Consider the following 15,245-nt stretch of genomic DNA (forward strand, 5'->3'; position numbering starts at 1 on the left):
AAACTTACTGAGCAAACTTACTTCACGCTGATGATCATCATAATTATTTTTTACAAAACTACCAGGATACAAACCCTATGGACAAAACTGTAGCTGATCTTCGCAAAGACTACACCTTACAGGGGTTAAATGAAACTGATGTTGCTCCTAATCCTTTTATACAGTTTCAAAAATGGTTTGACGAGGCACTAACAGCACAGTTGCTAGAACCAAATGCCATGACACTTGCCACTACCACTCCCGATGGTAAACCATCAGCAAGAATAGTGTTACTCAAAGATTTCGACGAAAGGGGTTTCGTTTTTTTCACTAACTATAACAGTCATAAAGGACAAGAATTAGCTGAAAATCCCCAAGCAGCCCTCGTTTTTTGGTGGGCAGAATTAGAAAGGCAAGTCCGGATCTGTGGACATGTAGAAAAAGTATCGGAAAATGATTCCGATAGGTACTTTCAAAGTCGTCCTTTTAAAAGTCGCCTTGGTGCATGGGCATCCAATCAAAGCAATATCATAGAAAGTCGAACACTTTTAGAGCAACGGTTTCAAGAACTACAAGCAAAGTATGAAAACCAGGATGTACCCCGACCACCTCATTGGGGAGGTTTACGGGTGATCCCCACACAAATAGAGTTTTGGCAAGGACGTTCTAGTCGCCTGCACGATCGCATACTATATACTCGTTTAGATGATGGCGATTGGAAAATACAGCGTCTCTCACCCTAGAATCTTAAAACAGAGAACGACTTACGCCCATATCATTATCTTCATCAGGATCATCGAAGGGGGGTATTTGTCCTGTAATTCTTGGAGATATTTCCCGAGATTCGCCAATATTTGGAGGAGGAAAAGAATATTTAGTTTTTGATGATTCTAAATCTTTTTCTAAGTGAGTTTTTTGCTCTAAAGTTTTGCGGATATCCTGCAAGTCTCGCTGAAATTGGTACCCAAGTTGAACTACCTCTTCAGGAGTAAGTTTGTAATCGCTCAAGTTCTTAGCAGCATCGTCTAAAACATTGATCGCCCAGATAATATCTTGTTTTGCTTGTGCTAAACGATGCTTGGCTTTTTCAAAATCGGTTTGACTCATTTTAAATTTGTTGGTGGTTAGTAGTTACGCAAAATTAAATTCATTCGTGGAGATAGGGAACAGGGAACAGGGATCGAGGAACAGGGAACAGGGAACAGGGAACAGGAAGACTATGTGTGTAATTAATTCTGCTTGAGTAGTTAGTAGTTAGTAGTTAGTAGTTAGTAGTTAATTATTTCCCTTATCCCCGATTCCCGATCTCCAATTAACTCCCTCTAACACTTCTTCTATAGATTCGGCAAAATCTTTACCTGTTTGCTTTGGTAGTTCCGGCTTTTCATTCAATGTCTTCAAAAGCGTAGATTTGAGTTCCGGAAAACATCCACGGATACTTTCTAAATCCGGATCTTTACTAGTCCATTCCCAAAAATCTCTATTTTGTTCTCTGGCTAGGCTGTAAGTTAGGTAGAGATAGGCTTGCTTTTGGGTTTCATCGGTGACATCCACATCCAAGCGATAAGCTAGAGCATACCAGCAGGCAAGATAATACAGTAATTGGTAGTTTAATACTGTGGTAGCATCCCAGTTTTTTGCTGTTTCCAGGTTTTGGATTTCCTGTTTTGCTGCCAAGATCAAATCTTCTTTTCTTGTGAGTAATTGGGCGATCGCACGAGCAACTTTTAACCGTAATTCCACAGTTGCTTCTGTAACTCTTTTGAGTGCTTCTTCGTAGTGAGCGATCGCACTCTGGAGATGATTAATTTTTCTGTCACCTTGTTCTGTGCGTGCTAAGAGGCTGTAAGTATCAGCCAAGTTATCGTGTGGTTGATACCAATCTGGGTAAAATTCTATGGCGTCTTGCAACTCATCAATCGCCAATGGGTAGAAAAATTTACCGTGAGTTTGGGCGCTAGATTGGTTCAGGACACCGAAGAAATTATGAATTTGGCCTAGATAGCGTTGACGCTTGCTACCTAAATACAGTTTGGGTATACCTCTGATCATCTCACGCTTAGAGAGTTCTAATGCTAGCCAACGACTAGCTGTCCGCAATAACTGTCTATAACGATCTTTAAGTGCTATTTTTGACTGTTTATCTGCTTCGGAGTCAGGTAGTTCCCAGACAGTGTAAATCTGAGCAGCAATGCGATTATCTATGTCCTGAATTTCAAATGTAATACCAATTCTTTTATGTTCTTCACTCTGGCTTTGTAAGATTCCAGTAACTTTAGTGCCATAGGGTGGGAATACTACTGCAAGTAGTTGTACCAATGGATCAATTTGGTCAGGAGTTAACTCTTTGACAGAAGATATAAAATTGGTGAGTTGTTGATTTGCAGTAGCTTGTGGTAGGGGAAATCTAGTAGAGGAGAGATTGATTTCTGGCCCCACACTATTGATATGCTCCTTTGACCTTTGATAGACGCTTTTCATCTCTCTGGCTAATCTTTCCCGTGCCAATTGTGACAATCCTGGTAAAACACCCTCGATTTCATCTGCACCAGTTGCATTACTGAAATTATCGATTATCAATTGGGAAGAGCGATTAATCATTAGTAAAAAGAATCGTCGAATCACAAATAAACTCAGTAATCCTACTAATATTTTTACCAATAAAAAGACAACAGCAGTAAATCCTTTATCTAGCTCCTCAAAAGTTTCCACCAAATCTTTACCAGAAGCCTTTGTGTTCTTAGGCTGACTCAAAGATTGTGGTGTAACAGTTGTTGCGGGAGTAACTGTTGGAGTGGCTGTGATCTGTGGGTTTGGTACAGGCGTTTGTGAATGTGCTGTCCCAGAATTGAGAAGCAATAAGGTAAAGATTAACAAAAGCTGCGCTTTCACAGTTATTAGTTAGTCATTGGTCATTGGTCATTGGTCATTGGTCATTGGTCATTGGTTATTCTCCCTGCTCCCTTGTCCTCCTTGTCCTCTTGTCTCCCCACACTCCCCACACTCCTCACACTCCTCACACTTCCTCAACTTCTTTAGACTGTACTAATGTCTTTTGAGATTCTGTCGGTACTGATGCGGGTAGGGTGCGTTGGGAAAATCCCCAGGTTAAAATTAGGGCGATCGCAGTAATCATTAACCATTGTGGTGGTACTAAATCTTCATTTACCACGCGCAGCAATAGGCGTAACCCCACAAGTGCAACAGTGATATAACCTGCGTCCTCTAGATTCTCAAATTCATCTAACCACCTAATAAACAAGCCTGCCATAAATCGCAGAGTAATCACACCAATCGTTGTCCCAGCCAGTACTAGCCAAGTTTCTTGGGAAACAGCGATCGCAGTGGTGACACTATCCAAAGAAAAAGCCAAATCTGTCAAAGCGATTACGGGGATCACTTGCCACAATGAACTAAAACGCGGGCCGTGATGGTGATGTTCGTTATCTTCTTCTGAAGTAAAGTGTTGGAATACCAGCCACAGAAGGTAAGCTGCACCTAGTAATTCAAATTGCCAGAACTTTTGTACCCAAGTAGCGGTGAGCAGTAGAGAAATTCGCAGGACATAAGCAAAAACTAGACCTATGTTGAGTGCTTGGTTTTCCAGCTTTTTGTCTTCTAGTCCTTGAGCGATCGCAGCAAGAGCAATAGCGTTATCAGCAGATAGCACCGCCTCCAAAAACATCAAAATCAGCAAAACTATAGCCGCTTCAATGCTGAGATGAAAATTAAGATAGTCAAAAATTTTGTCTAGCATTCCGAGTTTCTCAAGCAGTGAAAATGAAATCAGTTAACAGTGAACAGTAAACAGTAAACAGTTATCGCGCATATAGTAAGGGAACTGTTACCAAAAGAATAAAACTGATGACTGTTAACTGTTAAAAGTTACCAGTAACAGAGGAATTAATCTAAAAAGCGCAATAAATTGCTACCTTAATCAAGCTTAACGTGTGGGCGAGGAATTGTGACATACTCCTACACTGACTCTTCGAGTACAGTGTAGGCTTCCAAGACAATCCGGCGTGCTTTTAGCCGGGGAATATAAGCATCACGACTCGGAAGTTCTTGTTTCAACCTTGGAAGTTCTGGTTTCAACCTTAAAAGTTCTGGTTTCAACCTCGGAAGTTCTGGTTTCAACCTTGGAAGTTCTTGTTTCAACCTCGGAAGTTCTGGTTTCAACCTCGGAAGTTCTGGTTTCAACCTTGAAAGTTCTGGTTTCAACCTTGAAAGTTCTTGTTTCAACCTTGAAAGTTCTTGTTTCAACCTTGAAAGTTCTGGTTTTGTGAAGCGACAAATCCAGCAGTAAACAGTAAGCTATCTCCAGGTAGAAAAAAACCAATTAATAAACCAGATTCAGCAAAAATAATTCCCCAAACTCCAAAGTATCCTAAGAGGTTGTTTGAAAAGTGATTGGCTGTAATTTTAATTACATTATTACCCCCCTTAATCCCCCCTTATAAAGGGGGGAAACAAGAGAAATCCGGTTCCCTCCCCTTTACAAGGGGAGGGTTAGGGTGGGGTAAAAAATATTTGATACATCAATCATGACTTTTCAAACATCCTCTAATGATTTAATAAGTTGTAGCAAATCAAAATGCATATAAACTCACAAAATTAAAGAGATTAAAGGGTATTTATCTGCTGTAAATCAAAAATAGTATGAAAGTTTAGGTGATTTTAATGGTCAATGGTTTATGGGAAAAATGTCCCCCGTGTCCCCCGTGTCCCCCTTCCCCAATCCCTAATCACCGTACTCTGTGAGAAGTCGCTTGCGCGTCTACGCGTAGCGTCTCCTCTGGAGAATCCCCAATCCCCGACCCCCAATACAGGTATAAATCATGCTAAAACACCTGAAATTAATAGGAATATTTTGGAGTACAGCTATGGCGGCTGAAATGGAGTATCGTGTTAACTTCCTGTTAGCAGCCCTAAGTAGCGTAGGCAATTTAGTAGGCAGTTTATTTGGATTATTCTTATTTTACGGAAAAGGCTATACGTTCGCTGGTTGGTCATGGGAAGCAGCTTTGCTAGTGCTGGGAATTTTTACTCTATTGCAGGGGTTTTCAGCAACTTTTCTCGCTCCTAACCTAAATCGCATTGTCCGCCATGTCCAAGAAGGAACACTCGACTTTGTTTTACTAAAACCAATCCCTAGTCAGTTTTGGCTTTCTACCCATACTCTTTCACCTTGGGGATTACCAGATTTAGTTTTTGGCACCATATTGATTATCCATGCAGGTACACGACTCAATTTAGAGATAGGCGATTACCTGTTAAGTGTTATACCCTTGTGTTTTGGCTTAATCATACTTTATAGCCTGTGGTTTATGCTGGGAGCTACCAGTATTTGGTTTGTCAAAATTTATAATGTTACTGAGGTTCTGCGTGGTTTGTTGGAAGCTGGCAGGTATCCGATGGTAGCCTATCCTGTTGCTTATCGTTTTTTCTTCACTTTTATAGTACCTGTCGCATTTTTAACTACAGTACCAGCAGAAGCAATGTTAGGTCGCAGCGAAATAAGTTGGATGCTGGGTGCGGGAGTGCTGGCTGTGCTGCTATTTTTTGTTGCTAGTCAGTTTTGGCAGTTTGCATTACGGTTTTATACCAGTGCTTCAAGTTAATAACAGAGCGATCGCCCAATTAGAAATTAGGATCGGGGATTGGGAATCGGGAATCGGGGATTGAGTATGAATCAGTTAACAGTGATCAGTTTAATTTGATAACTGATCACTGATTAGTTGTCCCCGTGTCTGTGTTATCCCCCCATCTGACTCAACCAGTAACTAACGTCAACGGCTAATTTTTGCCCTAACTTTAGTAATTGTCGATGCTTCATGATGTCTTCACCACTAGCGATCGCGATTTGACATTGGGGAATAATCTTGTTGTACAAACAACTAAAGTATATTTCTTGAGGGCGCTCCAAGGTGATCCCGACATTTAGCTGATAGCCGATATCTATCAACCTTTCCAAGCGCTGGATATCTGCATCAAATGTACCATTGGGATCGTGCAAGAATTGCCAAAGCAAGCGCAAAATCAACTGTTCTAACATCTGCTTACCTTCGGGAATATTTAACCGACAGCGCAGTTGTTTAGCTTCATTAGCGATCGCTTGTAATTCCAAGATGTAATTTATACTCAATTGCGATTCGTTAATATCTTGTTCTAAGGCACGTATTGTGGTCAGACATCTATAGCTCAAAGCTATTTCTGCTGCGACTTGCAATTCTTGTGGTGCGGCTAATTCATCTCGATGGAATGCCATCAGCACACCGTAATTATCCCTGTAAGTTTGTGTATAAAGTTGGTCTAATCTTGTCAGCGTTTCCTGACTCAACAATTGCATTAGACGGTGACGTTCTTCAGCAAAAAGATTTTCTAAGCTAAAGGCTTGATCCCCAAATAACTGCATCATTACTAAGATAGTGTTCGCTGCACTAGCTTTTTGCAGTGATGCCAACAATTTTTCTTTGATTTGACTGTAATTACGCCTTCCTTCAAATGGTTGAATGCAACAGTGGAAATCCCAACCTCCTAAATGCAGCACTGCAAAGACTAAATGTTCAGTTTCCCAGGTGATTTCTGATATTAACTTTAACTGTCCGACTGCAAGTGTTAAGCTTCCCAGACGTTGCAAATGGTAATCTAACTCATGAACGTTATAGCAATAAACTCGTTTTTGGTAAGGATGAGAATGTTTGATAGTACAGTTGTTGGGTGAAGTACCATTGCCATTGCCATTGCGGGTTTCACCTTTGTGATTGTTAAACAAAGAAGCGATCGCGTGATGGGCTGCAACTTGCTTAAAGGTGATTTGTGAAGTCACCACCAATTGGCGATAAACTTCCCCACCATGTCCGAAAATATCAACATTACTGGGAGCAATGGCAAGGCGTTTGAGGAATTCTTTTTCTAGTTGCACACCTGCCACATCTGCTGCCAATTCTAAAGCACGGGCGGCGTAGCGCAAAATCTGTGTTCCTTCCGGACGAGATATTTCCTCAAAAAACCAACCACAACTAGTAAACATCAACAAAGCATGACGCTGCATTTCCAGCAAGCGTAAAGCGTCTATTTGTTCTGTATCCTTGAGTTTGCTTTTTTGATGACGGGCGAGGAAACGGTGAATATTGTTTGGTGAACGATCCAGAATTACTTTGATATATTCATCTCTTGCTTGCCAGGGATCAATGAAAAACTGTCTACCGTGTTCTTCATACACTTGCGTCAGGCGATCGCGTAACCAATTTAGGGCATTTCGTAATGGGCGACGCCATTGTTGATGCCATTCACCGCCACCACAACCGCAGTTATCTTGCCATCTATCAACACCATGGGCGCAACTCCAAGCGGTAACAGGTTTTAACTCTACCTCCCAACAAGGAGGATTCAAACTCAGATAATGGGCAAAGTTGGTGACAGTCCAACCCCGGTGAGAAAATTCTTTAGTAAAGGCGTATGCGAGAGTTTTCTCTGTTCCTCCCTTGTGATGTCCAAAAGTTTCCCCATCTGTCGCGACAGAAATTAATTGTGCAGGACGATGATCCCCGCGTACCGCCGAACCAATGCGCCCTGCTAAATGTCCGGAGTTGTAGAGAACATCACTAAAGCCCATATCCCGCGAAATCGGGCCATCGTAGAAAAAGATATCGATGTAAGGAAGGGACTGGTGATTAGGGATCGGTGATTGGGAAATAGAATAATCTCCATTTCCCAATTCCTGATCCCCGATCTCCGATTCCTGATCCCCGTTCGCGTAGCGTCTCCTCTGGAGAATCCCCAATCCCCCAACCGTACTCAAGGGAGAAGAAGCTGTGCTGAGTGTGGGTTTGAGATAGCAACGATAGGGACGGGTGGGATCAATCTGACTACCGCCGACTTCGTGCCATTCAGGATGGGGATTGTCTTTGGTTGCTAGAGGACGACAACGCTGTGCTTGCGAGGGTGCTAAGACAATAAAGCGAATTCCTTCTTTAATCAAGGCTTCGAGGGTGGCGTAGTCTACAGCAGTTTCTGCCAACCACATACCTTCGGGATCACGTTTAAAGCGGGATCGGAAATCTGCTTTCCCCCAACGAATCTGCGTATATTTGTCGCGATCATTGGCCAGGGGCATGATGATATGGTTGTATACTTGCGCGATCGCGTTGCCATGTCCATGCAAACGTTCACAAGATTTGCGATCGCCTTCTAAAATTCGCTGATAAACTTCTACGTCGTGGCGTTCTAGCCAGGACATCAGCGTTGGCCCAATATTAAAGCTCAAATACTCGTAATTATTAACGATCCCCACTAGTTCGCCCCGATCATTTAGCACTCTAGCAAAGGCATTCGGGCGATAACATTCATGATGAATGCGTTCATTCCAATCATGAAATGGTGCTGCACTTGGTTGGCGTTCGATCGCATCCAAATATGGATTTTCCCGTGGTGGTTGGTAAAAATGACCGTGTACACTCACGTAAACACCCGTCGCCGTCGTCAAGGGATTAGGCGATTTGGTGTTTGGAGAATTTTCTTGTGATGTCAAATCTATGCCAGTTTGACCTGGCATTTCAGCAGCAGAAGTCATGTAGTGTATCCAAAATCAAAAATACTTGCAATTGTGCCGACAAATATATGCGTTTACCTTGTATAGCGGCATTTCTGGTAAATATTAGCTCATGTAGACAACAACGACCAGATGAATGCACTTCAGAGTATAGCTCATAAAATTACGGGCAATCTGCATCATCAAGCAGTCGTTTCCCGAAATTCAGGAATAAAACAGCTAATTGAAAAAGCCTTTTGATAGGTTTTCCCATTAGCAGTACCAAAAAATTAATTGTCTTTTAATATATTAAACATGATTTCTGGTGTAGAATTTACTGTTTAATAAAAACTTTTGCAAAGAAAAGTTATTAATACTCCGTAAAACTCCAAGTTATTTTACAAATTTTGCTATCTGTGTGTAAATAGCACAATTTCTGAACAATTTAAAAGTAGAGAAAAAGACAAGGGAAACAAGGGAGCAGAAGGGAGAAAGCAGAAAACAAACTACTAACGCTTGACGATTGAACCTTAATTATTGACCGATAACCCCGGATTTATCCGTGGAATCAATTCGTTTTCTAAAATCCAAAATCTAAAATCCAAAATTGTTTGACGATTGACCCTTGACGATTAACCATTGACCATTGACCATTGACAATTGACCATTAACTATTAACAAATGTCAGGTAAAAACATTCTCTTTTTAGTTCTATTGCTGTTTATTCCAGTTTCTGTGGCGGCTCACTTTTTAGAGTGGGGAGATTTAATCGTTTTCATTGCTGCTGGATTAGCTATTTTACCTCTAGCTGCTTGGATGGGAACAGCCACAGAAGAAATTGCTGTGGTGGTAGGCCCTAGCTTAGGAGGATTATTAAATGCTACCTTTGGCAATGCCACAGAATTAATTATTGCGATCATTGCCCTCAAAGCAGGATTAGTAGATGTAGTCAAGGCCAGTATCACTGGCTCAATTATTGGCAATTTGCTATTGGTGATGGGTTTGGCTATGTTATTAGGCGGATTGCGTCATAAAGAACAGACATTTCAACCGATAGTAGCGCGGATGAACTCATCTGCGATGAATTTAGCGGTGATTGCTATTTTATTACCCACAGCAATGAATTTTTCCTCACCAGCAATTGGTGAAAAAACCCTGCAAAATCTTTCTTTAGCAGTAGCTGTTGTCTTAATTCTGGTTTATGCTTTGACACTGTTATTTTCGATGAAAACTCACTCCTATCTTTACGATGTCGGTGTAGCAGAAACAGAAGCTTTGGAAGTGGAGGATCACAAGCCTAATATTTGGTTGTGGAGTGGGGTGTTGCTCGTATGTACCCTTTTAGTAGCAATAGAATCAGAACTACTAGTGGATTCTCTAGAAGCAGCTACATCACAGTTAGGCTTAACAGCGTTATTTACAGGCGTGATCCTTGTTCCTATTATTGGCAATGCTGCTGAACATGCTACAGCTGTCAGTGTGGCAATGAAAGACAAAATGGATCTTTCTCTTTCCGTAGCAGTGGGATCAAGTATGCAGATTGCTCTGTTTGTTGCTCCGGTGTTAGTGATTGTTGGGAAGGTTTTCGGTCAACCTATGGATCTAGATTTTAGCCCCTTTGAATTGGTGGCCGTGACTGTATCAGTCTTAATTGCAAATTCCATTAGTTCTGATGGTAAATCAAATTGGTTAGAAGGTACGTTACTTTTAGCGGCTTACATACTTTTAGGATTTGCTTTTTACTTCTACCCAGTAGTTGATGCTATGAGTTAGAGACAGGACTAAGTTTGGTAATAACCGAAACTATGATTTTTACAGTAGGGGCAATTGATCAATTGCCCCTACTGTGTATAGTTTTGCATAAATTATAAGAGAATCGTGAGTAATCGGTGATCAGTAATAAAAATGTGAATCATCTATCACTAATTACCAAAATAGTGTAAGTAAACAAATGAAGGGTGACACCCCCCAACCCCCTCATTACTTGGCTCAACAAGGAGATTGAGCTACTTAGTAGGAAATTACAATTGCACAAACTTGAACGCTACCTTAATAGTGTTAAATTTAAAATTTAAGTGTAGGAATAATAAACTATACTATGGTTTACGTCTTTTTGTTTTTTTTGTTTGAAATGGCTTGATATTACACATATATTCACTCTATCTGAAATTTTACTCAGATTTTAATTTGCCATCTATCAAAGGAGGCTACTCTGAATATCGCACCGATTTTTTGAAGAAAATAACTAAATTTTTTAGTTATAAATACGCACCATTCCGGAGGATTAACTGTTTGGTGTGTGAAAGAAAATGTGGGCGTTAGTAAAATGAAATACCATGAGTGATATGGGTCTACTGATAACAGGCGTGTTAACAACAGGACAACCTTCTTTGCCTAATACCCAGGTGAATTCACCGATTCAGCTAGACAATGACATAAATAAGTCAGAAGAAAATCAGTTATCTGAGGTTGTTCCTACAAATCAAATCACACCACCTGAATTCATTGCGGAGGATGAACAGGTTTTGGTGATATCGTCAGCGATCGCACCAGATGTTCTTGATGACAATCATCAAGTTCAAACTATCAAACAAAAGTTGCAAGACTTTGATGAATCCAGGAATTCCCCAGTTGTAACAGAAGATACTGTTAAAGACAGTGTTGATGGCTCAAATGTACAGCCAGAGTTTACTTCCATTTCTGAAGGGACAACAACTGACGATAATTTTTCACATACTTTTACTTCCACAACTCAAGCTCAAGATATAAATAAATATACTGCCGTTTCACCAAACCCTGTTCACCATCAGCCTCAGCCTCAATATATTGCAGGAGGACTTAGACAATCACCTCGTATCAGAAATAAACAGCCAACAAACAACACACGAGTAACTAAATTTGCCCAAGCTAGTCCGACTTTACCAATTCTCGGTTTTGGTAATAGGGGTGATGCGGTCAGAGTGTTGCAACGGGTGTTACGATTTAACGGTTATACTGTGCAAGTGGATGGAATTTTTGGTGCTTTAACAGAATCTGCTGTCAAAGCTTTTCAAAATCGCCGAAATTTAGTTTCAGATGGAATAGTTGGTCAAAACACCTGGCGAGAGTTAACAAGGTAGTCCGTTGTCAAATGTTTTTTACTAACGACCCTTGACTCTTGACCATTGATTATTTATCTATGAATCTTTATTGCAATAAAAGTTCAATTATTTGATATTGAAATTACTCTCAATTTGAACATCAGTAAACATAAATCAAGTTTTTTATGATACGACAGATTTACCCAGTTCACTTATTTATAATTGCAGCATGGGAATTGAAATTTGGGTGGATTGCATTATGAGTGAACAAACACACCAAGCAACACAAGATCATAGTGTAGGCAACATCATGATCATCTCTCTGCTTGCCTTATGTGGGCTAACTGTCATATTTCTACTAGGAATTTTTTAGTTAGGATTCAAAAATCTTGGATTTGTTAAAATTGATTCTCAAACAGCAGCCTAGAAATTATCAATATTGGGCTGCTGTTTTGCATTATTTGGTTGTTGGTTGGGACTTAATAAGACCTCTTGCAAAAGTCGAATGAACCCCCCTCAATCCCCCCGTTCACGGGGGGAAGATTTAGTTCCCTCCCCGTAAACGCTTAGGGTTAGGGTGGGGTAAAAATATTTTTGCAAGAGGTCTATACTACTCGGTTAAGAAAAGCGACCAACCTAAAATCCAATATGCTTGGTGTTAAGCCCACAATCCTTTGTACCAGACGCGTAGCAATATTCCGCAGGGTAATTTCGCGTCTCTACGTTCCCAAAATCGAAGCGAAAAATCTTTGCAGTATTAAAACTTTAAAAAACAAAAAGCGCTTGGGAGTGTTACCGTGTTTCCACCCCAGGCGCTTTTCGTTTTACACTTGCTCCTCACACACAATTAAAAGATATCACTACTTTTAGATGATGACAAGTACTTAAGATAAAAAATTTTCTGTTCAATAATTTGCCATTAAAAAAGCGCTTGAAGTGTTACCATGTTGCCACTCCCAGCGCTTTTTACTTCAAACTTACTCCTCACACACAATTAGATATTAACATTGTGTTTATCTATCTATAAGCATAATATAGACACTTTGGCAAGTGTAACATCCTACTTAAGATAGATTAATGTAAAAAGTGACGTATGCCTGTGAAAACCATGACTAAACCAAGTTCATTTGCAGCTTGAATCGAATCTTGATCTCGTAAACTTCCACCTGGTTGCACGATCGCCATAATTCCAGCCATCGCCGCAGTTTTCACAGAATCATCAAAGGGGAAAAATCCATCACTAGCAAGGACTGCACCTTTAGCTTTCTCACCAGCTTGTTCAAGGGCTATTTTCACTGAACCAACGCGGTTCATTTGTCCTGCACCAACACCTAAAGTTGTGCGATCGCTACTTACAACAATGGCATTCGATTTGACGTGTTTACAAACTTTCCATGCAAACAGTAATTCTGCTAATTCTGTGGGTGTGGGTTGGCGTTCGGTGACGATTTGCCATTGACTGGTATTGGCGACAATATCATCTGAAGCTTGGACTAGGAAACCACCTGCGATCGCTTTGACTGTTTCTTTGGAACCACTACTTAAATCTGGTAAAATCAAAACCCGTACTTTTGACTTCGCAGCCAGAATTGCTTTGGCGTCCTCTTCACATCCTGGTGCGACTACACATTCTAAAAATGTTTTCGTTAACTCAGTTGCTGTTGCAGCATCAATTGGACGGTTGAGGGCAACAATACCACCAAAAGCAGACACAGGATCAGCATTGAATGCTTTTTGGTAAGCTGCGGCAATTGTATCTCCTTGAGCTGTACCACAGGGATTAGTATGTTTAATCACCGTAGCAGCAGGACTATCTGTGAATTCAGCGATGATGCGGCGTGCTGCTTCTAAATCAACTAAGTTATTGTAACTGAGTTCTTTGCCTTGCAGTTTAGTAGCAGCAGCCCAACCTGTGGAGTTTGCACCGCTTTGATACCAAGCTGCACTTTGATGGGGGTTTTCGCCATAGCGCAAAGATTGTAGTTGTTTTCCAGAAATAGTGAATGTTTCTGGTATCTCTATTTGTTGTGTTTTGAGCAGATAAGATGCGATCGCTTGATCATAACTAGAAGTATGCAAAAATCCTTTCAAAGCACATTTTTGGCGAAATTCCAACGATGGTTCTGTGTGTTGGCGTAATTCCTGTAAATACTCGTCATATTGACAGGGATCGCACAATACGGTCAAATGGGCAAAGTTTTTTGATGCTGCTCTCAGCAGAGTAGGGCCACCAATATCAATTTGCTCAATTGCTTCTGCTAATGTGACATCAGGTTTAGCGATGGTTTCCTCAAAAGGATAGAGATTTACCACCACTAAATCTATTGGGCGAATTTGGTTATCTGTCAAATCCATCATATCTTGCGGAATATCGCGACGCGCGAGAATTCCTCCGTGAATGCGCGGATGTAGAGTTTTAACACGACCACCTAATATTTCTGGAGAGCCTGTGTAATCTGCGACTTTTTTAACTGGTAATCCCGCATTTTTGAGAGCTTGAGCAGTACCACCACTGCTAATCAACTCAAAATCAAATTCTTCTACTAAGCTACGAGCAAGTTCAATTAATCCAGTTTTATTTGATACACTCAACAGTGCAAGACGCGCCATAATTTCCCAGTTTGATTTGATTAAGACAAGCAATATCCCATCTGGGAATAAATTCCCAGGCTAAAAGCAAAACTCGGCTAAAGCCAACTAAGAGGTTTTGATTAATTGTTATATTCTCTAATATTTGGAACTTAGAACATAGTCAGCTTTAGCTGAGTTGAGCTATTAGCCTCAGAATTAATTCTGAGGCGGACTAAAAGCAATATCCCCCTGGGAATAAATTTCCAGGCTAAAAGCAATATCCCCCTGGGAATAAATTTCCAGGCTAACTAGGAAAATACCAAACTCAGTTTAATGCTTGTGGCGATCGCGGGAATACTAAGTGCAGAACATATCAAATACAACTTTTATGTCTTTGTGGCGACTTTACTATCATCTTGTTTGGGCTACAAAAAAATGCCAGCCATTAATCACCACCAATATAGAAACCGAACTTTATAGTTACATTATTGGCAAAGCCGATCAATTAGGTAGCATCATCCATGCAATTGACGGCGTAGAAAACCACATTCATTTAGTAGCTTCAATTCCGCCCAGAATTTCCATTTCTAATTTTGTCCAAAATATCAAAGGTAGCAGCGCTCATCATCTCAATCATCTATCCTCTTCCAAAGATGTGTTTATTTGGCAACGTGGATATGGCGTTTTCTCGCTAGGAGGAAAACAACTTGAGCAAGCTGTTGCTTACGTGAAAAATCAGAAAGCTCATCACCTGAACGGAACCACAATTTCATCTTTGGAAAATCATACTCATGAAGATGATAGTCCAAAGTTCAAAACCTCTTAGTCAGCTTTAGCCGACTAAGAGGTTTTGATTAATTGTTATATTCTCTAATATTTGGAACTTAGAACATAGTCAGCTTTAGCTGAGTTAAGCTATTAGCCTCAGAATTAATTCTGAGGCGGACTATTTTGCAACTCGCAAACTAAACTTTTGCGACTCATAAACTAGCTTTTGCAACTCGCAAACTAAACTTTTGCGACTCATAAACTAAACTTTTGCGACTCATAAACTAGCTTTTGCAACTCGCAAACTAAACTTT

Annotated in this window: 11 protein-coding genes; 5 read left to right on the plus strand and 6 right to left on the minus strand. The window is 40.6% G+C overall.

Going from position 1 to position 15,245, the window contains the following annotated elements:
• Positions 1-77: 77 nt before the first annotated feature.
• On the plus strand, positions 78-722 hold the full coding sequence (pdxH, locus tag AC5JMK_RS15925; protein ID WP_096677698.1) for a pyridoxamine 5'-phosphate oxidase: 645 nt from the start codon (positions 78-80) through the stop codon (positions 720-722).
• A gap of 4 nt (positions 723-726) precedes the next feature.
• Here pdxH and AC5JMK_RS15930 read toward each other — a convergent pair whose 3' ends face one another.
• The 4 genes from AC5JMK_RS15930 to AC5JMK_RS15945 form a co-directional block, all read right to left on the minus strand.
• On the minus strand, positions 727-1,086 hold the full coding sequence (locus AC5JMK_RS15930; protein ID WP_096677697.1) for a hypothetical protein: 360 nt from the start codon (positions 1,084-1,086) through the stop codon (positions 727-729).
• 168 nt (positions 1,087-1,254) lie between these two features.
• Positions 1,255-2,871: a tetratricopeptide repeat protein gene (locus AC5JMK_RS15935; protein ID WP_495910531.1), complete on the minus strand. Its 1,617-nt coding sequence runs from the start codon at positions 2,869-2,871 to the stop codon at positions 1,255-1,257.
• Between the two features lie 124 nt (positions 2,872-2,995).
• Positions 2,996-3,736: a TerC family protein gene (locus AC5JMK_RS15940; RefSeq protein ID WP_096677695.1), complete on the minus strand. Its 741-nt coding sequence runs from the start codon at positions 3,734-3,736 to the stop codon at positions 2,996-2,998.
• Between the two features lie 218 nt (positions 3,737-3,954).
• A complete protein-coding gene (locus AC5JMK_RS15945; RefSeq protein WP_495910532.1) occupies positions 3,955-4,242 on the minus strand; it encodes a hypothetical protein in 288 nt (95 codons plus the stop codon).
• A gap of 575 nt (positions 4,243-4,817) precedes the next feature.
• Between AC5JMK_RS15945 and AC5JMK_RS15950 the strand changes: the two genes are divergently transcribed.
• The gene (locus AC5JMK_RS15950) at positions 4,818-5,600 is read left to right on the plus strand and encodes an ABC transporter permease (RefSeq protein ID WP_096677693.1); all 783 of its coding nucleotides are present in this window, start codon (positions 4,818-4,820) and stop codon (positions 5,598-5,600) included.
• Positions 5,601-5,734: 134 nt separating this feature from the next.
• On the opposite strand, the gene AC5JMK_RS15955 is transcribed toward AC5JMK_RS15950, so the two are convergent.
• Entirely contained in the window at positions 5,735-8,554 is a 2,820-nt protein-coding gene (locus tag AC5JMK_RS15955; RefSeq protein WP_495910533.1) for a DUF3536 domain-containing protein, read from the minus strand.
• A 639-nt stretch (positions 8,555-9,193) separates the two neighbouring features.
• Between AC5JMK_RS15955 and cax the strand changes: the two genes are divergently transcribed.
• Together cax and AC5JMK_RS15965 are read left to right on the plus strand one after the other, a co-directional pair.
• Entirely contained in the window at positions 9,194-10,285 is a 1,092-nt protein-coding gene (gene cax, locus AC5JMK_RS15960) for a calcium/proton exchanger (RefSeq protein WP_096677691.1), read from the plus strand.
• A gap of 563 nt (positions 10,286-10,848) precedes the next feature.
• Positions 10,849-11,631, plus strand: a complete 783-nt coding sequence (locus AC5JMK_RS15965) for a peptidoglycan-binding domain-containing protein (protein WP_495910534.1) — start codon at positions 10,849-10,851, stop codon at positions 11,629-11,631.
• A gap of 1,035 nt (positions 11,632-12,666) precedes the next feature.
• Here AC5JMK_RS15965 and purH read toward each other — a convergent pair.
• A complete protein-coding gene (gene purH / locus AC5JMK_RS15970) occupies positions 12,667-14,202 on the minus strand; it encodes a bifunctional phosphoribosylaminoimidazolecarboxamide formyltransferase/IMP cyclohydrolase (protein WP_495910535.1) in 1,536 nt (511 codons plus the stop codon).
• A gap of 349 nt (positions 14,203-14,551) precedes the next feature.
• Between purH and tnpA the strand changes: the two genes are divergently transcribed.
• A complete protein-coding gene (tnpA, locus tag AC5JMK_RS15975; RefSeq protein ID WP_495910547.1) occupies positions 14,552-14,989 on the plus strand; it encodes an IS200/IS605 family transposase in 438 nt (145 codons plus the stop codon).
• The last annotated feature ends 256 nt before the right edge of the window (positions 14,990-15,245 follow it).

The sequence above is a fragment of the Pelatocladus sp. genome (assembly GCF_059505505.1).

What these genes read in the sequence shown, in the direction of transcription:
- pdxH (WP_096677698.1), top strand. Translation starts at nt 78, where the DNA reads ATGGACAAAACTGTAGCTGATCTTCGCAAAGACTACACCTTACAGGGG.
- AC5JMK_RS15930 (WP_096677697.1), bottom strand. Translation starts at nt 1,086, where the DNA reads ATGAGTCAAACCGATTTTGAAAAAGCCAAGCATCGTTTAGCACAAGCA.
- AC5JMK_RS15940 (WP_096677695.1), bottom strand. Translation starts at nt 3,736, where the DNA reads ATGCTAGACAAAATTTTTGACTATCTTAATTTTCATCTCAGCATTGAA.
- AC5JMK_RS15950 (WP_096677693.1), top strand. Translation starts at nt 4,818, where the DNA reads ATGCTAAAACACCTGAAATTAATAGGAATATTTTGGAGTACAGCTATG.
- AC5JMK_RS15955 (WP_495910533.1), bottom strand. Translation starts at nt 8,554, where the DNA reads ATGACTTCTGCTGCTGAAATGCCAGGTCAAACTGGCATAGATTTGACA.
- cax (WP_096677691.1), top strand. Translation starts at nt 9,194, where the DNA reads ATGTCAGGTAAAAACATTCTCTTTTTAGTTCTATTGCTGTTTATTCCA.
- AC5JMK_RS15965 (WP_495910534.1), top strand. Translation starts at nt 10,849, where the DNA reads ATGAGTGATATGGGTCTACTGATAACAGGCGTGTTAACAACAGGACAA.
- purH (WP_495910535.1), bottom strand. Translation starts at nt 14,202, where the DNA reads ATGGCGCGTCTTGCACTGTTGAGTGTATCAAATAAAACTGGATTAATT.
- tnpA (WP_495910547.1), top strand. Translation starts at nt 14,552, where the DNA reads ATGTCTTTGTGGCGACTTTACTATCATCTTGTTTGGGCTACAAAAAAA.